We start from the raw sequence: 17,362 nt of genomic DNA on the forward strand, positions 1-17,362 counted from the left end.
GACGCGGCTCCCGGAATTCTTCGGAATTCAGGTGAGCAAAGCGGGACACGAGAGAGGTCATCCCAAGAAGGGCCGCGGAAAATCGGACGGCTTTCGACGGAAACTTCGGTTTCCAGAATGGCCGGACAGCGAAAGACAAGCGAACCCTCGGGAAGCGCAGTCAAGTAGAGGTCAGGCTCCTCTTCGGAGGGAGCGGTTCGATAGGAAGCGACGCCTGAGCTGGTGAGCCAGGATCGAGAAGCGGGGTTTCAAGCCGATTTATCGGGGCGGGACCAAGGTAGATCGAACACCGGCAGATCCTTCGCTCGGCGCAGTGGGGGCTGGCAGCAATGCCGGCCCCCATTTCCTTGTGGGGCATGCCGCGGGTTGGGTGCATCTTGCTCCTCAGGCAGTCAGCCGTCGAGCATACAGACCGTTACGTGACGGGCTCATGTTCCATACGGAATAGCTCAATCGACTTGATGTGGACCGACGGCTGCATGTGGCCGCGCGGTCGAAAGATCGCCTTGCCGAAACAACGGCCTGCAAAGACTGCGGTAAATTCTGATGCGAGATCCGAACGGATACGAACCAGCCAATGCGCGTTTGGGGGAGCAGGTGGCGGCGGCAATCAGGTCGCCGGAGTGGCGGGCTGATGAGGTGAAACGTGCTTCGCATGATCGCTGCCCTTGGCCTGGCTTCGGCCGCCACAATCGCAACTGCTGCAACGACCAACATCGCCGCGCTCGATTCCGCGGCGCCGTGGTGGGAAAAGGTGACGGTCACCATCAGCGGTGACGGTCAGCCGCAGGCCTGCCAGTTCGAATCCAGCATCAAGGCAACGCAGCCGTGCGATGTGGTCGCCAGCCCGGCTGCAGTCGCCAAGGCGGCGTCTGGTCCCAAGGACAGCTACACCCGGATCACGTTCGAACGACGCTTCAGCCCGAACACGCCCGACCCCACCGGCCTGCCGACCGGCGACACGCTTCTAGGCCAGCAGGTCATGGCACTGGCGATCGGCGCCAAAGGTACAGTCGACAATTGCGAGATCGTGTCTGCCTCGGGCGATATGCGGCCCGAATATGGCTGCAAGGAAGCGTCGGCCGAGAAGTTCCACGCCAGCGCGCAAACGGGCGCCGCGACAGCGAAGAAGGCCTATATGACGATCCTCGTCTACGGCCATTCCGAGCACGTCGTCTGACGCAGTTCTAGCGGGTTCAGCCGACCACGATCTGGTCGTGCATGCCCATCGATGCGTGCAGAAAATGGCTGCAATGGGCCTCGTATGTCCCGGCCCTGGGCACGAGCGTGATCTTCTTCGTTTCGTGCCTCTTTAGCTCGATCTTGCCCCCCGGCGCGGCGCCGGCGGTGATCGCTGAATGGGCGAAGAAGTCCTTGGCGGTGAAGTCGTGCCCGCTTCCTGAATTGTTGACGAAGGTCAGCGTCACCGGCTTGCCAGCGGTCAGACGGATCGGCGCCGGCGCGAACGAGTAGCTGCGAACGTCGATGGTTTGCGCGGCCGGCGTTTGAGCGGCCGAAGGGGCGACGAGGGTCAAGGAAAAAGCGGCAACAGCCGCGACGCGCAAACGACGCATAATCACCTCCTGAAGCTCCCCTGTCGGGGTTCGCTTAGCACGGATCGGTGCCGGTTCGTAGCAACGGCACTCGAGCGGACTTTCGGCGGCTGTGCTCAGGCACCTCCGAAAACCGCTAGTTGCAGGAATGCGTCGAGCTGCTGACCTGGGCCAGGGGAACTAAAACAACTCGACCGCCCGGCAGCGACCCCGCAGGCATAAAGAGGGCGGGTCCGATCCCGTTCGCGGATTGTTGAAGCCTTGTGTCGGATCCCAAAAAGCGCGCTGAGCGGCGAAAGCAGCACACAGCAGAGATTGAGGCGAGCCAGGATAGCCTGCGGCAAAGCATTGCCGAGACTGAGCGTCTGGTTGGAGAATCCGATGAAATGCTGCGCCGTCACCGCAAAGAATGTGACGACGATGACGCCTAGGTTACTGAGCCGACGCTTTGCCCGTCCTTGAGGACGTCGCACACTGGACAGTCTTCACTGTCCGCGGCTCTTTGCACCGCTTCCCTGTCAGACGCCGCGAGAACGTCCTTCTTCTTGACGACCGCGCCACCTGGCCCAGTCAGTTTGTTGATCCGATAGAGCTTCACGACGTGCGTCCCCGAGTCCGGTGACCGGATCCAAGCACCATTCGTATCTCGCTGCAATGTCTAATGGCGGCTTTGGGTGGAAAGGGGACGCTACTGCACGCGAGAGAAGTAGTTCGTCCGCATCACTGCCTTGCTATCGTCGAAATAGACCGCCGTCTCGACCATGTCATGACCGTCATGCGCAACCGTGTACACGCGGGTTGAAGCCGGCGTGCTGCCTTTGGCGAGCGCCAGAACCATGACATCCGGCACAGGCATCCTAACGGCCACACTATCCGATTCCATGCTATCGCCAACTATGGGAACCGAAACTCCGTCCAACGAATATTTCGACGTCATACGCCTGGCGGAACCGTCATTGCTGATTATCTCGACTCTAGTCGTCCACTTGCCCCCGCCTTCTTCGCTAAACGTAATCGTGACGCTTTTCGGTCGAACTTCCGCGGGAACCGGCAATCGGGAAACATCGACGGTCCACGTCCCGAGCAGTGGAGAGGCAGGAAGAGTTTCGGCACCCGCAGCCGACAATGGAAGCAAAATCATAGCCAGCAATAAAGCGAGCGTTTTCCTCATCGCGCCCTCCGTCCATCAATGCTTTGCTAACACTCGCACGAGAGTCCGCAATGGTTGCGCGCTACTTTAGCGGCAGCTGTGGGTCGAAAGTTGCCGCGGCCGGAATGGAGCGAAAGCTGCCACTAGCTCGGCGGGTAATGAATATTCATTCCTCAGCCGATTTCAGCTCGATGGCGATGAGGCGCAGCTCCTGGTTCCCGATGTTCTCGACCGAGTGCGGTGTGAGAGGGGGTAGCCATAGCGCGTCTCCGACGGCGGGCTGGCGTTCCCAGGTGCGCGAGTCCACGATGACGTTGCCGTCGGCGTCGCGACGAATGAAGTCGCTCCAACTCATCACGTAGAGCGTGGCCGGCCAGCGGTGGGTGTGGACCGGCGTTCGCTCGTCGGCCGGCAGGCGCGTGTCGAGTACCCGGACCTGGTCATTCTCCAGTAATACCTGATGATGGTCAGCGGCGGCGGTCATGGCGTCGAGCGCGTGGGTATCGTGGGCAGCAGTCATCATTTCCTCGTGCGCAATTGGTCGCTTAGCATGGCGCGATGATGTTCGCGATCAAGTCGGCGATAGCGGATCCGGACGCGGAGACCTTCGCCTTCGCTGCCCAAAAGACGATGTATGGTGGCAAGCGGATCGCTGCCGGCGATCGAATCTACCTGTTCGCGAGCGAGAATGACGGCGGCGCGGGCCTGTTTGGGAAGGGCGTGGTGACCTCGGCCGAACCAATGGCGAAGCTGCCCGGCGTTGAGCGGCAAACGCCCCGCGTGAGCATCACGGTAGGTCGGACGGCTGTTGCGAAGCGCGCGCTGGGCAGGGCCGAACTCAAGGCGTTCGACGCGTGGGGCGACGGCCGGCCGGAGACCGAGCTCAACTTCAAATTATATCGGCAGGCGACCAACAAGATCGTCGGCATTTCCGATGAGTCGGCGGCTTTTCTGGAACGCTGCTTCTAGCGGTCGCGGTCGATGCTGAAGCGGGCGATCTCAGCGAGCAGGCTGGAGGATTCGCCGAAGCTGCGCAGATGGTCGATCGCCTGGTCGACGAGCATCTCGGCCTGTTGCCGGGCGCGGTCCTTGCCGAGGAGGCTAACGAAGGTTTCCTTGCCCCGGCCGGCATCCTTGCGCAGCCGCTTGCCGACGGTTGCGGGGTCACCGTCTTCATCGAGGAGGTCGTCGGCGATCTGGAAGGCGAGGCCGAGGTTCTGGGCATAGCCGCGAAGGCTGGTGCGCTGCTCCGCGGTGGCGCCGCCGAGGATCGCGCCGGCTTCGACGCACCATGCGATCAGCGCACCCGTCTTCAGCCGCTGAAGCCGCGCGATCGCTTCGATGTCGGAAGGGCCGTCGTCGTCCAGCAGGTCGAGCATCTGGCCGCCGGCCATGCCACTGGCGCCGGCCGCGAAAGCGAGGTCGCGAACCAGCTCGGCGCAGACGTCTGCGATCGGATGGATGCTGGCCCCGGCCAGGATTTCGAACGCCAACGCCAGAAGTGAATCGCCGGCGAGGATCGCGGTGGATTCGTCGAAGGCGACGTGGACGGTCGGCTTGCCGCGGCGCAGATCGTCATCGTCCATGCATGGCAGATCGTCGTGGATCAGCGAATGGACGTGGATGCATTCGACGGCCAGGCCGGCCTGGAGCGAGGCGGCGCGCGAGACGCCGAACAGATCGCCCGACGCGCAGACGAGCAAGGGGCGCAGCCGCTTGCCGCCGCCGATAGCGGCGTGGCGCATCGCCTGGATTAGGCGCGCCCTGGAGTCATCGGGAACCGCAAGCAACTCGTCGAACAGCTGGTCGATCCCGGCGCCTACCCAGGCCAGCGACTGACCGAGCTGCGTTGGAAGGTGGGGGTTGGGCGCGCTGCTCATGCGATCGCCAGACGCTTGAAAACGGTTAATTCCCGCATCGCTTCAAGCTCTTCGAGGATGACTCGGTAGCGGACAGAAAGCGCTTCGATAATGTCCTGGACGGTCGTTTCCGGCGTGGACGCGGCGGCGGTGACGCCGATGACGCCGTTCCGTGGAAGCTTCGACCAGTCGATGTCCGTTGCGGAGGCGACGAGCTGCACGCTCGGGCAAGTGAGGGCAGCGACTTCGGCAAGGCGATTGGCGTTCGACGAGAAGCTTTCGCCGGCGACGATGATCGCGTCGGCCTGCGCAGCGACTTCACGCACTGCGGCCTGGCGGTTGGTGGTCGCGTAGCAGATGTCGCTGCTGGCGGGCTCGACGAGGTCGGAGAAGCGCGTACGCAGGGCCTCGACGATCTCCTGCGCATCATCGACCGAATAAGTGGTCTGGACCGCGTAGGCGGTCGGCTCGTCGGGACGCATCGGAAGGTCCGCGATCTCGGCGACGCTGTTCACGACAAAGGCTTTTGCGGAACGCAGGTGGCCGAGCGTGCCTTCGATTTCGGGGTGACCGCGATGGCCGATCAGGATCAGTTGACGCCCGTTCCGCTCGTGACGCTCGACCTCGCGATGGACCTTGGCGACCAAAGGGCAGACGGCGTCATAGGCGATATGACCGCGCCGTCTGGCGTCGGCGGCGATCGCGGGAGCTACGCCATGCGCCGAAAACAAGACGACCGAGCCTTCGGGCGCTTCCCACAATTCCTCGATGAAGATGGCGCCCTCGGCTTCAAGGCTTCGTACGACCTCGAGGTTGTGGACGATGGCGCGGCGAACATAGACGGGAGCGCCATGGACGTTGAGCGCATCGCGAACCGCGTCGATCGCGCGGCGGACGCCCGCGCAGAAACCCCGGGGTGCAGCAAGGATCACCCGCACTTCGGGCCGCTCTTCGCGACGGCTCAGTTCACTGGCTTCAGCTTGCGGGTCGAGCATTGCCTTTCCATTGGGCACTAGCCCCCAGAATATGGGATTAAGTGCCTGAAACTGGCCGTTCTACCTCTGCTAAAGTAGGTATTGCAGGCGGACGCTCGCCCGCGACATGCCCGGCGCAATCCTGATGTCGACTTTGTCAAAATGCGGTGCCCCGAAACTGATTGTCGGGTTGCGCGAAAAACCGAAGCCCTCGCGCGGGACGCCAAGGAAGGTATCGAGCTTCTTGTTGTTATTTTCGTCGTGAAAGACGGCGATCGCATAATTGCCCGCCGGAACCGAACCGAATTCGATCCTGCGCGTGACGGCGCTGACCGACTGCGTCAGTGCGGCGGGATCGCCGCTGCAATCGGGAAAATGGGCCGGGTCGCGGGTCATGCAGACGCGGATCGTGCCGCGCGAGTTGCGCAGCCCTTCGAAATCGATCTCGACAGCGCCAGCCTGGCCGCCCGCGACGGCCGCCTGCGCGGCAAAAACAAGGGCGGCGATCACTGGCATTCGTCTTATGCATATCAGGCGTTTAAGGGCTGCACCATGCAGTGGCTGGAACATTCCGGATGACGCGCCTGATCATTGCCGGCGGCGGGCTTGCCGGCGGCCTCTGCGCGCTCGCGATGGCGCGGAAGCGGCCAGAAGTGGAACTGGTCGTCGTCGAGCAGGGCGAGCGTTTCGGCGGCAATCACACCTGGTCGTTCTTCGACAACGACGTGCCCACGGATCGGCGCGGGGTGCTGGATGGCATCGAGGCGCATCACTGGCCCGAACATACCGTGCGATTTCCGCACCGGCGGCGGACGATCGCGCTCGGCTACAACAGCATAAGATCGGCGGCCCTCGACGCGGCGCTGCGCAGGGCGCTGCGACTGGAGCAGTACCGGCTTGGACAGCGCATTGCCGAGGTAACGCCGCGGTCGGTGACGCTGGAAGGCGGCGAGCGGATCGAGGGCGATGCGATGCTCGACACGCGCGGGCCGGGGCCGATGCTAGGGATCGAGCTAGGATGGCAGAAGTTCGTCGGGCGGACCTACCGGTTTCAGAAGGCGCATGGCGTAAGCGCGCCGGTGATCATGGACGCGACGGTCGAGCAGATCGACGGGTATCGCTTCATCTACCAGCTACCGCTCAGCGATACCGAGCTGCTGATCGAGGACACTTATTATTCGGCGTCGCCGCTTCTTGATGAGGCAGTGCTCGGCGAGCGTGTCGACCAGGTCGCAGCGGCGATTGGTGCGGCGGATATCATTGAGGAGGAGAAGGGCGTCTTGCCGGTAGTGATGGACGGAGACGTCGAGACTTTGTGGAAGGGAGAGCCACTGGTGCGTCTGGGGCTTCGCGGCGGGTTCTTCCAGCCGACGACCAGCTATTCGCTGCCTGACGCCGTCGCCAATGCGGCATTGCTGGCGGAGCAGCGCGACCTCAGCGCCGAGGCGTTGTTCGCCCTGTTCCGGAGCCGTGCGGCGCGGCTGTGGCGGGAGCGGTCGTTCTTCCGTCTTTTGAACCGAATGCTGTTTCGCGCCGCGGAACCGGCGGAATCCTACCGTGTGCTGGAGCATTTCTACCGCCTCCCGCCGCCGGTGATCGGGCGCTTTTACAGCAGCGGGCTGACCGCGTTCGACAAGGTGCGGATCCTGAGCGGGCGGCCACCGGTGCCGATCGGTCGCGCGCTGGCAGCGCTGCGGAGCAAGGCGGCATGAGCCGCAAGGTCGCCATCATCGGATCGGGCTTCGGCGGATTGGCGCTGGCGATCCGGTTGCAGTCGGCAGGCATCATTACGACAATCATTGAGGCGCGGGACAAGCCGGGCGGTCGCGCATATTTCTGGGAGAAGGACGGCCACGTCTTCGACGCCGGGCCGACCGTGATCACCGACCCGGCCTGCCTGCGCGAACTATGGGAGCTGACCGGCGCTGATATGGCGAAGGACGTCGACCTGATCCCGGTGTCGCCGTTCTACCGGCTGTCCTGGCCCGACGGCAGCAACTTTGATTACGTCAATGACGACGAGCAATTGAACAAGCAGATCGCTGCGCTCGAGCCGGCCGATGTCGAGGGCTATCGGCGCTTCCTCAAATATTCCGAGGGCGTCTTCGCCGAGGGTTATGAGAAGCTGGGCGCGGTGCCGTTCCTGGACTTCCGTTCGATGCTTCGGGCGGCGCCCGCGCTGGCTCGCTACCAGGCATGGCGGTCGGTCTATTCGATGGTGTCGAGCTTTGTCCGCAACGAGAAGTTGCGGCAGGCGCTGTCGTTTCACTCTCTGCTGGTCGGTGGCAATCCGATGACGACGAGCGCGATCTACGCGCTGATCCACAAGCTGGAGCGCGACGGCGGCGTGTGGTTCGCGCGCGGCGGGACCAACCGCCTGGTTTCCGGAATGGTCGCGCATTTCGAGCGCCTCGGTGGCAAGCTGCGGCTGAACGATCCGGTCGCCGGGATCGGCACCAAGGACGGGCGGGCAACGACGGTCCGGACGATGAGCGGGTGGAGCGAGACGTTCGATGCAGTGGCGTCGAACGCGGACATCGTCCGCACGTACGAGATGCTCGATCACCCGGTGGGTAAGCGCTCGTCGACCAAGCTGGCGCGCAAGAGCTTTTCGCCGTCGCTGTTCGTAGTGCATTTTTCGACCGAGGGATCGTGGCTGGACCTGCCTCACCACAGCATCTTGTTCGGGCCGCGCTACGGCGGGCTGCTGCGCGACATCTACCGCGGGTCGAAGCTGCCCGACGATCCGGCAATCTATCTTCACCACCCGACGGCGACCGATGCGACGATGGCGCCGCCGGGGCGGTCGACGCTTTATGCGCTGGCGCCGGTACCGCACCTGGGCAAGGCCAAGGTCGACTGGGAACGGGAAGGGCCGGCTTATGCGCGCCACATCCTCGACATCATCGAAGAGCGGATGATGCCGGGACTGTCGGCGCGGCTCGGCACGGTTTTCCACTTCGGGCCGGTAGAGTTCGAGCAGGAGCTCAACTCGCATTTGGGGTCGGCATTCAGCCTTGAGCCGGTGCTGACGCAGAGTGCCTGGTTCCGTGTGCACAACCGCGACGATACGATCCGCAACCTTTATTTCGTCGGCGCGGGGACTCACCCGGGCGCGGGGATCCCTGGCGTCGTCGGGAGCGCGAAGGCCACCGCGGGCTTGATGATCGAGGATCTGGCGGCGTGACGCGGGACGAAATCGTCGCCGGCGCGCGTGACGCGATCCAGCACGGTTCCAAGTCGTTCCGCGCGGCGAGCCGGCTGTTCGACCGCACGACGCGTGAACGGGCGTGGATGCTTTATTGCTGGTGCCGGCATTGCGACGACGTCTGCGACGGACAGACCTACGGGTTTGGCAGCGGGGTGCGGGGAAATATCGGCGTGCTGCGCGGCAAGACGCGCGACGCGGTGGCGGGAAGGTCAGCGGACGAGGTGCCGTTCCAGGCGCTGGCCCAGCTTCTATCGGAATGCCCGATTCCCGAGCGCTTCCTCGAAGATCATCTTCGCGGTTTTGCGCTCGATGAGATCGGGTGGCAGCCGGCGACCGAAGAGGATCTGGCGCTCTACTGCTATTATGTGGCCGGCGCGGTCGGTTGCATGATGGCGGTGATCATGGGCGTGAAACCCGAGGAAGAGGTGACGCTGGAGACCGCGGCGGACCTCGGCATTGCCTTCCAGCTTTCCAACATCGCGCGCGACGTGCGCGAGGATCTGGAGGCGGGGCGCTGCTACCTGCCGACCGACTGGCTCGACGAACTGGGGGTCAAGCGCGAGGCGCTCTTCGCGCCGGAGAACGAGGCCGCGCTTCAGGAAATGATCAAGCGCCTGATCGACAGCGTCGCTATCTATGAGGCGAGCGCGCGGCGGGGCGTCAATCGCCTGCCGTTCCGGTCGCGGTTGGCAGTGCTGTCGGCGCTTCGCATCTACGGCGCGATCGGGCGCAAGGTGCGGCAGTTGGGAAGCGCGGCGTGGGAGCAGAGGGTCAGCGTCGGCAAGATGCGCAAGCTGGCGTTCGTAGTCCCTAGCTTTGCCGAAGCGCTGGTGACGCCGCGCCGCTGAAGCCGCCGATACCGCGGTCGGTGCCGCACAGGCGGTCCCAAAAGCGGAAGTAGAGCCCGAAATTGCAGAGGTATTTTTCGTGGTGCCGCTGGTGATGGCTAGCGGTGATCAGCCACTCGCCGAGGCGTCCGTCGACGAGCCAGCGCGGAAAGATTTCCCAACCCATATGGTTGGTGACGCCCATGATTGTCATGATCGTAAGGACGGTGAGCAGCGCTGCCCAGTGGATCGGGATCAACAAAACGAGCGCCGGAATGAGGACCGCGCCAGTGATGGACTCCCACGGGTGGAAGCTCATCGCCGCCCAGGCCGTCGGGCTGCGGCTCGCGTGATGGACGGCGTGCATTTTCTTGTAGATCGCCGGCCGGTGCATCAGGCGGTGGGTCCAGTAGAACCAGGTGTCGTGAGCCAAGAGGTAGACGAGCACCGACAGGGGTAGCCACCAGGGCGGATAGTCGGAAGCGTCCGAATAGATGAGGGTCCAGCCGCGCGCTTGCCAGCCCCAGGCGAGGACGCCCGCGGGCGCGGCGTAGATGACAGCACTGGTGAGCGACCAGAGGATTTCACGTCGGACCTGCATCGCGCGGCCGCTGTAAAGACTGGGAATGCGGCGATTGGTCAGCCAGGCGAAGACGCCGCTGACGGCGAGGTAACGGAGCGCCACGATCCCGGTCATCGCGGCGACCGAAAGGAGCAGGGCGAGGGCAATGCTCATCCGCGGGGCGCGCGGATCAGCGCTTCTTCGTTGCTTGCGAGCTGCTGCTTCAGCGTGGCCGCGGGCGGGGCCCAGAGGAAGCCGAAGCTGACCGAGCCATATTTGCCGGTGGTGGCGTGATGGAGACGGTGCGCCTGCACGATGCGCTTCATGTAGGCGGAGCGCGCGACATAGCGGTGGGCAATGCGCTGGTGGACGATGACGTCGTGGAAGCCGAAGTAGATCGCGCCATAGGCAGCAATGCCCGCGCCGACCCACGTCGCCCAATCGCCCCAGCCAAGCTGCACGCCCCCGAGCAGCAGGATGATCGAGGGGATGGCGAAGATCAGGGCGTAAAGATCGTTGAGCTCGAACAGGCCGGTACGAAGGCGATGGTGGCTCTCGTGCAGGAACCAGCCGGGGCCGTGCATGACCCAGCGGTGCGCGACATAGGCGACGCCTTCCATGAAGAGGACGGTGGCCAGGAAGAGGAAAATGCCGGCGGCTATGTTCACGCGCGCCTTATAGTCTACTTGGCGGAGGTCTGAAGGGGGCTTTGTCAGGTAGTCTGCGCGACGCTCAGTTCCGCCAACTAGCCGGCGGACCCGGGTCGGATCGTTGCAAATCGCGATGTCGTTGCCGGCGACTTGGTCCTTGCGTTGTTCGATGTACCAGACGTGCTGGGGACAGTGTCGACGGTACCGAACCTGCTTCTTGCGCGTCTTCGCCTACGCCGGGGTGGGCACCGGCTCGTGTGGAGGCCGAGTGCGGGCAATTCCATTCGAGCGTGAGCACCCCTGCGCGGAAGAGCATATTGGGCAGGGCGCAAACCATTTTGCCTGCGGGATAGCCGTACCTGATCGACGGTCAGAATTCCGTGTCGAGCTTGTCGATCGCGGTCAGTGGCTGCTGAGTGGTGATGACGACGCATTAGTCATGGGCGGGAACCTCGCTCCTCTCGGGAATGAGGTCATCCAGTCCGGGGATGTTTCGCCGTTGGGTGAACGCCGGCTTCGCTTGTCGCGTCTGATGCGAGCGACTTACCTATTTAAGCGCGGGCAAGCGCAGAAGGAAATGATGACGAATTCGAGCCTGTCGGTTCTTGATGCAATCGTCGCGGGCGCTGTCGAGGAACCGCCGCGTAGGTCGCCGCCCGAAGCGCCGGCGTTGGGGGCGTGCTACCTGATTTCCGACGCGCCTTCCGACGCGTGGGCTGGAAAAGCACAATGTGTTGCTTCCTTCACGAGCGGAGGCTGGCAATTTGTCGAGGCCGAGCCTGGATTCAGCATGTATATCCGGTCCACGGGAACCTTCGCGCTCTTCCGCAACGGTGGCTGGGAGCTAGACCAGATCCACGGGTCTGCCGTTGTCCTTGGAGGTCAACAGGTTGTGCACGAGAGAGGAGTGGCAATTGGCTCTCCCGCGGGCGTCGCGGTGGTCGATATTGCGGCGCGCGAGGCGATCGAAAACATGCTGTTCGCAATGCGCACGCACGGGCTTATCGAAACGTAAAAAACCCAGCAATCACAAAGAGTAAGGCATTATCTTCCTCAAGAGTGATGCTTTTGCGCAACAGGGCTCGGATTCACGACCTTGCGCGGCAACCGGCGCTCTCATAATGTGTTCAAGCGGTTCAATCTGAAGAACGCATGTGAAAGGGGACTCTTATATGCGCAAGCTAGCCATTGCGGTGGCGCTCGCATCGACGGCGATGGCGACCCCCGCCCTCGCTCGCGACCATAGTTTTTACGCGGGCGTCGAAGGCGGCGTGCTCTACGTCGAGAACGCAGATCACGACGTGGTAGACGAAACTGGGGATGTTCTCGGCACTCCTGGGACGCTCACCGATGCAGTGACTCTTTCGCACCACAGCGGTTACGACGTGGATGCGATTGCCGGATACGACTTCGGCTTCGTTCGCCTTGAAGGCGAAATCGGTTACAAGCGCGCGTCTGTGAACCAGGCGATCATCGATCCGCGTATCGCGGGCGGTGGACCTGGCGACAACTACGACGCCAGCGGCCGTGGCCGCGCCCTGTCGGCGATGGTCAACTTCCTGCTCGACTTCGGCAACGAAGACGGCCTGAGCGGCTACGCCGGCCCTGGTATCGGTCTGGCCGAAGTGAAGTACGATCCTTTTGCCGACACCCCGAACGGGACGGTCGGTTATTCGGATAGCGACAGCGGCATTGCATGGCAGGCGATCGCGGGCATCCGTTATGCGGTCAGCCCGAACATCGACATCGGCCTGAAGTATCGCTTCTTCAACGTGCCGAACCTGCACTTCAGCGACAGCGAGAACGGTCTCCGTCTCGACACGCGCTGGCGTTCGCACAGCATCATGGCGAGCCTGATCTACAACTTCTGGGCTCCGCCTCCGCCTCCGCCTCCGCCGCCGCCACCCCCGCCGCCTCCGCCGCCTCCGGCGACGCAGACGTGCCCGGATGGCTCGGTGATCCTGGCGACCGATACCTGCCCGGCACCGCCGCCTCCGCCTCCGCCGCCGCCACCGGCGCCAGAGCGCGGCTAAGCGAAAGCGAAGCTAGGCTAAGAAACACCGGTCCGGGCCCAGTGCCCGGGCCGGTTTTCTTTTGTGCTGCGCGCTAAATCGTGATCGCGGAAGATTGTCGCGATTGTTCATCGCCCAGGCGCGCGTCGCCGCCCGCTCGCAGATCCAGTGGTGCTATCGCCTGTAGGGCGGCAACCAGAAGTTTTAGTTCGCCGCGACCTGCTGTGCGGCCCGCTTATCCCAACCGTAAATGTCGGGCAGATAGGTCACCTTGCCATCGCGGACCTGTGCGGTGATGTAAGTGAGCACGATCGGCACGCCGGCAGGCAAATGCACGCGCATTTCCGGATCCTTGCCCGGTGCAACGGGGTCCGTGCCAAGCAGCCAACGCCCCAGGCGCGTTGCATCCTCGACGCGCACGCAGCCATTGCTGAGGTTGCGGACGTCCTTGGCGAACAGCGCCTTGTTGGGCGTGTCGTGCAGATAGATGTCTTCCGGGTTCGGGAAGGGGAACTTGAGCCTGCCCATCGAGTTCAGCGGACCCGGATCCTGACGCACGAGCAAATGCGCCGTTCCCGCCGCGGCCGCTTTCCAGTCGACGGACTTGGGGTCCACAATGGTAGCTGTCTCGCTCCATTCGTTGAGCACATTGTAGCCATGCGATTTCAAATAGCTCGGCCCGAGCTTCAACGCGTTCGGAGCTATTGTCTTACGCACCAAATGATCCGGCGCGTGCCAGTAAGGATTGTAAGTCACGTAATACATGATGCTCGAGATGAGCGGCGTCGGCAGTTCGTAGGTGCCGACAATGACCTTCATCGAATCCGCTGGGCGGCCATTTTCATAGAGCGTCAGCAACTGCGTTCCTGAATCGACGATCAGGAAGCGTCCGGTAGACGGGATCGAGCGCGCGCGATCGAGATTTGCGAGTAGACGCGGATCCGGAGTGAGGTTCCCCGTCGACTGTGCTTCCGCCCATGCCGTATCCCTGATCTGCTGGTACACCGGGTTCAGATTTGAGGTGTTCGCGAGGTAGGTCGTCAGCGATGGCGCAGCGGCGGCCGTCAAGAGGATCTGGTCTGGGCGAGTGCCCTGCGGTTGGAGCACCGGATAAGCGTAAATCATGCCCGGCGTCGGCCGCTTGACCGCCTGAACATAGCGCACCCAAGCTGTCGACAGGACGCGCTCGGCAGCTTTAACATCCGCAGGATTTCCGCTGCGGGCCTGCGCGGCCGCGGCCTGAACCTGAGCGGCTAGCTGAGGACCCTCGCTAAACCCGTCGAACGGGGCGCGCTGCAGAATCGCTGTCAGCTGGCTAATCGCGGCGCCATCGGCGTTCGCGCGGAACCAGATCGCCGGTGCCAGCCGCGTGTCATAGTAAGACGCGACGGCTGCCGCACTGCCGGAAGAGAGCGAAGGCGTTGCGAGCGGCATTTGCGCCGAAAGGGATGTGGAGGTCGCGAGCCCTAGAGCAGTCACTGCGATCAGTCCCATTTTCGTCAAGTCAGTCGCCACAAGTGTCCCCCAAGGATTGCTATCCGACAGATTTAGTCTGGCTTATCCGACTTCCAAGCTGGATTTGCCATTAACCGCGCCGTCGTTGGCGCCGGTACTGCACGGGATCCACAGCTTACACCGGTCTTGAAGATCAAGCCAAAGTTATCGCGCTGCCGGACCATGCCGTTGGCCTTGTTTCCTCGGCGCACGGCGCATACGCGGTCCTAAACTTCGAAGAGGTAAGAAGATGGACGTCAAAGGTTTTGCCGCTGTCGTGACGGGCGCCGCGTCGGGCCTGGGTGAAGCGACTGCCCGCGAGCTGGCACGGAGGGGCGCGAAGGTTGCCGTCTTTGACCGCGATGCCGGAAGGGGCGAGGCGGTTGCCGCAGACATCGGCGGCGTGTTCTGCGAAGTCGATGTGACGTCCGACGAGAAGGTTGCCGCCGCTTTCGAAAAGGCGCGCGCGGCCCATGGCCAGGAGCGCATCCTCGTTAACTGCGCCGGTGTAGCGAATGCCGCAAAGACCGTTGCGCGCGACAAGGAAACTAAGACCGCCAAGTTCTATCCGATGCAGCAGTTCGAGCTTGCCATCCAGATTAACCTGATCGGGACTTTCCGCTGTATCGCCAATTCGGCCTTTGGGATGGTCGATCTTGAACCGCTTGCCGATGGCGAGCGCGGTGTCATCATCAGCACGGCCTCGGTTGCCGCCGAGGACGGGCAAATCGGCCAGGCCGCTTATTCGGCATCGAAGGGCGGTGTTCTGGCTATGGCGTTGCCGATCGCCCGCGACCTGATGAACGACGGCATTCGCGTGAACACGATTCTGCCGGGTGTCTTCAAGACCCCAATGGTCTCGATGATGCCGGCCAACGTGCAAGACGCGCTTGGCGCGCAGGTGCCTTTCCCGAAGCGACTTGGCCAGCCCGAGGAATATGCGAACCTAGCCTGCTTCCTAATCGAAAATCCTTACATGAACGCTGCGGCGGTTCGCCTCGACGGTGGCATCCGCATGGCGCCGCGGTGACCATCGACCATCGGCGGCTCGTCGACGAGCTCGCCGACGCCGCGCGGGAGGCGGGTGAGGCGATACTCACGGTCGTCCGACGCGGTTTCGAGGTTGAAACGAAGGGCGATGCTTCGCCGGTCACGGAGGCCGATCGCGCGGCGGAGCTGGTCATCCTCGCGGCTCTGGCGAGGGCCGCACCTGGCGTGCCCGTTATTGCCGAAGAGGAAGTCGCGGCCGGGCGAATTCCGGCGCATGGCGATTTCTATTTCCTGGTGGACCCGCTGGATGGCACGAAGGAGTTCGTTCGGGGAGGCGACGATTACACGGTCAACATCGGTTTGATCGAGGGCGGTGCTCCCTTGCTTGGCGTTGTCTACGCGCCAGCGACAGGGACTCTCCATGCAGGGTGGATCGGCGACGGTGCATGGGTCGATCGCGGAAACGGGCGGCAATCGATCAGGACCCGCAGGCGCGGGGCGGAGACGATGGCGGTCGCCTCCAAGTCCCATCTCAACCAGGCGACGATTGATTACCTTCAGGCCGCGGTTGGCACCTGTGGTTACGTCTCGGTGGGCTCATCGCTGAAGTTCTGCATCGTTGCGGAGGGACAAGCGGACATCTACCCGCGAGCTTCGCCAACCAGCGAATGGGATACGGCCGCGGGCCACGCGGTATTGCTCGCCGCTGGTGGCGCGGTCGACGGCCCGGACGGAGCGCCTCTACACTACGGCAAGCGCGCTTTTCTCAACCGCGGCTTCGTGGCGACCTCGGGATGGAAAGCCCCGCGGCTCGACGAATATCTTGAGCCATTTTCGGGCGGCGGTGACCTGCCGCAAGGCGTTTGACGATCTAAATCGCTGGCCTTCATTGAGGCCATTCCGAGAAATCCCCGCTGACCGAAGTGCCGAAAGCCTCCGCCAGCTTAGCGATGAGGTTGGGCGGATCGCAGCCACTCGCCCGCCTTTCCATCGGACCGGCCTCATCGCCAAAGCCAGTCATGCACGCCGCCAACGCCGACGCGCCGCGCGATTCTGCCGAAACGGTTCGTGCGGTGATTAAGGCGCGACGTCTTCGATCGCGGTTCTTCTCGGAGGAATTATTCGCTGACCCGGCGTGGGACATGCTGCTCGACCTTCTGCAGGCCGAAATATCGCAGATGCGCGTGCCGGTATCGAGTTTGTGCATCGCCGCGGCAGTCCCGGCCACGACCGCGCTGCGCTGGCTGAAGACCATGGTCAGCTAAGGGCTGTTCATTCGCCGCGACGACCGGAAGGACGGCCGCCGGGTGTTCGTCGAATTGGCACCCGAAGCTAGCGCTGCCCTGCGGCGCTACTGCGCTGAGGTGGGGCCGGCGGCTGTAATCGGAGCCGGACGCTTGCGCACTTGCGGCGAGGCACTTCTCCATGCAACTGAGCCGCGCGGGCGGTTAGCTCAGTTGGTAGAGCATCTCGTTTACACCGAGAGGGTCGGCGGTTCGAGCCCGTCACCGCCCACCACCTAATCCTGCAATGCTGCGGCGGCAGCTCGGTGGCGCGCGATCAGGATAAGTGTAACTTAAGTTAAACCGCGCCGGTGCCGCCTTTTCGACTGCGGGCTCGTAAGTATCCGCCACAATATCCTGGTGCACATCGCGTTACCCAGATTTGGTGACCTCTCCTACATTCAAAACGTGTGAATCCGTCGTCGGCGGGACGTCGGGTGGCATCGAGTGGGAGTTTGTGATGCCTGCGTTTGGAAAGAAGATTGATGGGCCGACCGGCCGTCGCCGGAACGTCAGACAAGATGTTGTCCTTGCCGCCTCGGCGTTGACGATAGACCGCTCGCGAACGGTTCTCGTCGAGGATGTTAGCGCCGAGGGAGCGAAGCTTCGCGGCCGGGATCTGCCCGGCAAGGGCTCGCAGATACTGTTCCAATTAGGAAAGTGGGAAGTGTTCGCATCCGTGGTCTGGAATGGCCGCGACGAATGCGGAATCACGTTCGACGAGCGACTTGATGACGAACGCATCGGCCGGCTGGAGCGGGAAGCTCATTGGGGCGAGGTCATGGGAATCGGCTGAA

At 63.2% G+C, this 17,362-nt stretch carries 21 protein-coding genes and 1 tRNA gene; 12 read left to right on the top strand and 10 right to left on the bottom strand.

Annotation, left to right across the window (positions count from 1 at the left end; translation table 11 throughout):
- The first annotated feature begins 655 nt into the window (after positions 1-655).
- Positions 656-1,180 carry a hypothetical protein gene (locus ABD704_RS13715; RefSeq protein WP_344700249.1) on the top strand — a complete coding sequence of 175 codons (525 nt, stop codon included), beginning with the start codon at positions 656-658 and terminating at the stop codon, positions 1,178-1,180.
- Between the two features lie 16 nt (positions 1,181-1,196).
- Here ABD704_RS13715 and ABD704_RS13720 read toward each other — a convergent pair whose 3' ends face one another.
- The 4 genes from ABD704_RS13720 to ABD704_RS13735 form a co-directional block, all read right to left on the bottom strand.
- Complete coding sequence (locus ABD704_RS13720) at positions 1,197-1,574, bottom strand: cupredoxin domain-containing protein (protein WP_344700250.1); 378 nt, start codon at positions 1,572-1,574, stop codon at positions 1,197-1,199.
- 406 nt (positions 1,575-1,980) lie between these two features.
- Complete coding sequence (locus ABD704_RS13725) at positions 1,981-2,151, bottom strand: hypothetical protein (protein WP_344700251.1); 171 nt, start codon at positions 2,149-2,151, stop codon at positions 1,981-1,983.
- 90 nt (positions 2,152-2,241) lie between these two features.
- Positions 2,242-2,409 (bottom strand): hypothetical protein, encoded by a 168-nt coding sequence (locus ABD704_RS13730; RefSeq protein ID WP_344700252.1) that lies wholly within the window; start codon positions 2,407-2,409, stop codon positions 2,242-2,244.
- Between the two features lie 460 nt (positions 2,410-2,869).
- Positions 2,870-3,226 (bottom strand): cupin domain-containing protein, encoded by a 357-nt coding sequence (locus ABD704_RS13735; protein WP_344700253.1) that lies wholly within the window; start codon positions 3,224-3,226, stop codon positions 2,870-2,872.
- Between the two features lie 35 nt (positions 3,227-3,261).
- Between ABD704_RS13735 and ABD704_RS13740 the strand changes: the two genes are divergently transcribed.
- Entirely contained in the window at positions 3,262-3,672 is a 411-nt protein-coding gene (locus ABD704_RS13740; protein WP_344700254.1) for a hypothetical protein, read from the top strand.
- Here ABD704_RS13740 and ABD704_RS13745 read toward each other — a convergent pair.
- From ABD704_RS13745 to ABD704_RS13755, 3 genes are all read right to left on the bottom strand, one after another.
- Complete coding sequence (locus tag ABD704_RS13745; protein ID WP_344700255.1) at positions 3,669-4,583, bottom strand: polyprenyl synthetase family protein; 915 nt, start codon at positions 4,581-4,583, stop codon at positions 3,669-3,671. The two genes, ABD704_RS13740 and ABD704_RS13745, sit on opposite strands and share 4 nt — an antisense overlap.
- Positions 4,580-5,557 (bottom strand): 4-hydroxy-3-methylbut-2-enyl diphosphate reductase, encoded by a 978-nt coding sequence (gene ispH / locus ABD704_RS13750; RefSeq protein ID WP_344700256.1) that lies wholly within the window; start codon positions 5,555-5,557, stop codon positions 4,580-4,582. Before ispH ends, ABD704_RS13745 begins: the two co-directional genes overlap by 4 nt.
- 69 nt (positions 5,558-5,626) lie before the next feature.
- Positions 5,627-6,046, bottom strand: coding sequence for a DUF2141 domain-containing protein (locus ABD704_RS13755; RefSeq protein ID WP_344700257.1), 420 nt, complete (start codon positions 6,044-6,046; stop codon positions 5,627-5,629).
- Positions 6,047-6,111: 65 nt separating this feature from the next.
- Between ABD704_RS13755 and crtY the strand changes: the two genes are divergently transcribed.
- From crtY to ABD704_RS13770, 3 genes are read left to right on the top strand one after another with little or no spacing between them, the layout of a single operon-like run.
- A complete protein-coding gene (gene crtY, locus ABD704_RS13760) occupies positions 6,112-7,248 on the top strand; it encodes a lycopene beta-cyclase CrtY (protein ID WP_344700258.1) in 1,137 nt (378 codons plus the stop codon).
- Positions 7,245-8,723, top strand: a complete 1,479-nt coding sequence (locus ABD704_RS13765; RefSeq protein WP_344700259.1) for a phytoene desaturase — start codon at positions 7,245-7,247, stop codon at positions 8,721-8,723. The genes crtY and ABD704_RS13765 overlap by 4 nt, the downstream gene beginning before the upstream one ends.
- Positions 8,720-9,595: a phytoene/squalene synthase family protein gene (locus ABD704_RS13770; RefSeq protein ID WP_344700260.1), complete on the top strand. Its 876-nt coding sequence runs from the start codon at positions 8,720-8,722 to the stop codon at positions 9,593-9,595. The genes ABD704_RS13765 and ABD704_RS13770 overlap by 4 nt, the downstream gene beginning before the upstream one ends.
- Here the strand turns inward: ABD704_RS13770 and ABD704_RS13775 are convergent.
- Positions 9,558-10,304 (bottom strand): sterol desaturase family protein, encoded by a 747-nt coding sequence (locus tag ABD704_RS13775; RefSeq protein ID WP_344700558.1) that lies wholly within the window; start codon positions 10,302-10,304, stop codon positions 9,558-9,560. The genes ABD704_RS13770 and ABD704_RS13775 overlap by 38 nt on opposite strands.
- A gap of 2 nt (positions 10,305-10,306) precedes the next feature.
- Positions 10,307-10,804, bottom strand: coding sequence for a sterol desaturase family protein (locus ABD704_RS13780; protein WP_344700261.1), 498 nt, complete (start codon positions 10,802-10,804; stop codon positions 10,307-10,309).
- A 250-nt stretch (positions 10,805-11,054) separates the two neighbouring features.
- Between ABD704_RS13780 and ABD704_RS13785 the strand changes: the two genes are divergently transcribed.
- The gene (locus ABD704_RS13785) at positions 11,055-11,801 is read left to right on the top strand and encodes a DUF2793 domain-containing protein (protein WP_344700262.1); all 747 of its coding nucleotides are present in this window, start codon (positions 11,055-11,057) and stop codon (positions 11,799-11,801) included.
- Positions 11,802-11,958: 157 nt separating this feature from the next.
- Positions 11,959-12,819 (top strand): outer membrane protein, encoded by an 861-nt coding sequence (locus ABD704_RS13790; protein ID WP_344700263.1) that lies wholly within the window; start codon positions 11,959-11,961, stop codon positions 12,817-12,819.
- A gap of 183 nt (positions 12,820-13,002) precedes the next feature.
- Here the strand turns inward: ABD704_RS13790 and ABD704_RS13795 are convergent, their stop codons facing one another.
- On the bottom strand, positions 13,003-14,292 hold the full coding sequence (locus ABD704_RS13795; RefSeq protein ID WP_344700264.1) for a L,D-transpeptidase family protein: 1,290 nt from the start codon (positions 14,290-14,292) through the stop codon (positions 13,003-13,005).
- A gap of 250 nt (positions 14,293-14,542) precedes the next feature.
- Between ABD704_RS13795 and ABD704_RS13800 the strand changes: the two genes are divergently transcribed.
- The 5 genes from ABD704_RS13800 (at position 14,543) to ABD704_RS13820 (ending at position 17,361) form a co-directional block, all read left to right on the top strand.
- A complete protein-coding gene (locus ABD704_RS13800) occupies positions 14,543-15,322 on the top strand; it encodes an SDR family oxidoreductase (protein ID WP_344700265.1) in 780 nt (259 codons plus the stop codon).
- The gene (cysQ, locus tag ABD704_RS13805; protein WP_344700266.1) at positions 15,319-16,149 is read left to right on the top strand and encodes a 3'(2'),5'-bisphosphate nucleotidase CysQ; all 831 of its coding nucleotides are present in this window, start codon (positions 15,319-15,321) and stop codon (positions 16,147-16,149) included. Before ABD704_RS13800 ends, cysQ begins: the two co-directional genes overlap by 4 nt.
- Before the next feature lie 152 nt (positions 16,150-16,301).
- The gene (locus tag ABD704_RS13810) at positions 16,302-16,547 is read left to right on the top strand and encodes a hypothetical protein (RefSeq protein ID WP_344700267.1); all 246 of its coding nucleotides are present in this window, start codon (positions 16,302-16,304) and stop codon (positions 16,545-16,547) included.
- Positions 16,548-16,724: 177 nt separating this feature from the next.
- Positions 16,725-16,800: transfer RNA gene (locus tag ABD704_RS13815), tRNA-Val, on the top strand.
- Between the two features lie 225 nt (positions 16,801-17,025).
- Positions 17,026-17,361, top strand: coding sequence for a PilZ domain-containing protein (locus tag ABD704_RS13820; protein WP_344700268.1), 336 nt, complete (start codon positions 17,026-17,028; stop codon positions 17,359-17,361).
- Position 17,362: the final 1 nt, after the last annotated feature.

This window comes from Sphingomonas limnosediminicola, from assembly GCF_039537965.1.
Lineage (GTDB): Bacteria > Pseudomonadota > Alphaproteobacteria > Sphingomonadales > Sphingomonadaceae > Sphingomicrobium > Sphingomicrobium limnosediminicola.

Coding starts and splice junctions, on each gene's coding strand:
- ABD704_RS13735 (WP_344700253.1), bottom strand. CDS start 3,226: ATGATGACTGCTGCCCACGATACCCACGCGCTCGACGCCATGACCGCC.
- ABD704_RS13740 (WP_344700254.1), top strand. CDS start 3,262: ATGATGTTCGCGATCAAGTCGGCGATAGCGGATCCGGACGCGGAGACC.
- ABD704_RS13800 (WP_344700265.1), top strand. CDS start 14,543: ATGGACGTCAAAGGTTTTGCCGCTGTCGTGACGGGCGCCGCGTCGGGC.
- ABD704_RS13715 (WP_344700249.1), top strand. CDS start 656: ATGATCGCTGCCCTTGGCCTGGCTTCGGCCGCCACAATCGCAACTGCT.
- ABD704_RS13745 (WP_344700255.1), bottom strand. CDS start 4,583: ATGAGCAGCGCGCCCAACCCCCACCTTCCAACGCAGCTCGGTCAGTCG.
- ABD704_RS13795 (WP_344700264.1), bottom strand. CDS start 14,292: ATGGGACTGATCGCAGTGACTGCTCTAGGGCTCGCGACCTCCACATCC.
- ispH (WP_344700256.1), bottom strand. CDS start 5,557: ATGCTCGACCCGCAAGCTGAAGCCAGTGAACTGAGCCGTCGCGAAGAG.
- ABD704_RS13790 (WP_344700263.1), top strand. CDS start 11,959: ATGCGCAAGCTAGCCATTGCGGTGGCGCTCGCATCGACGGCGATGGCG.
- crtY (WP_344700258.1), top strand. CDS start 6,112: ATGACGCGCCTGATCATTGCCGGCGGCGGGCTTGCCGGCGGCCTCTGC.
- ABD704_RS13730 (WP_344700252.1), bottom strand. CDS start 2,409: ATGCCTGTGCCGGATGTCATGGTTCTGGCGCTCGCCAAAGGCAGCACG.
- ABD704_RS13810 (WP_344700267.1), top strand. CDS start 16,302: ATGCACGCCGCCAACGCCGACGCGCCGCGCGATTCTGCCGAAACGGTT.
- ABD704_RS13820 (WP_344700268.1), top strand. CDS start 17,026: ATGCCTGCGTTTGGAAAGAAGATTGATGGGCCGACCGGCCGTCGCCGG.
- ABD704_RS13720 (WP_344700250.1), bottom strand. CDS start 1,574: ATGCGTCGTTTGCGCGTCGCGGCTGTTGCCGCTTTTTCCTTGACCCTC.
- ABD704_RS13765 (WP_344700259.1), top strand. CDS start 7,245: ATGAGCCGCAAGGTCGCCATCATCGGATCGGGCTTCGGCGGATTGGCG.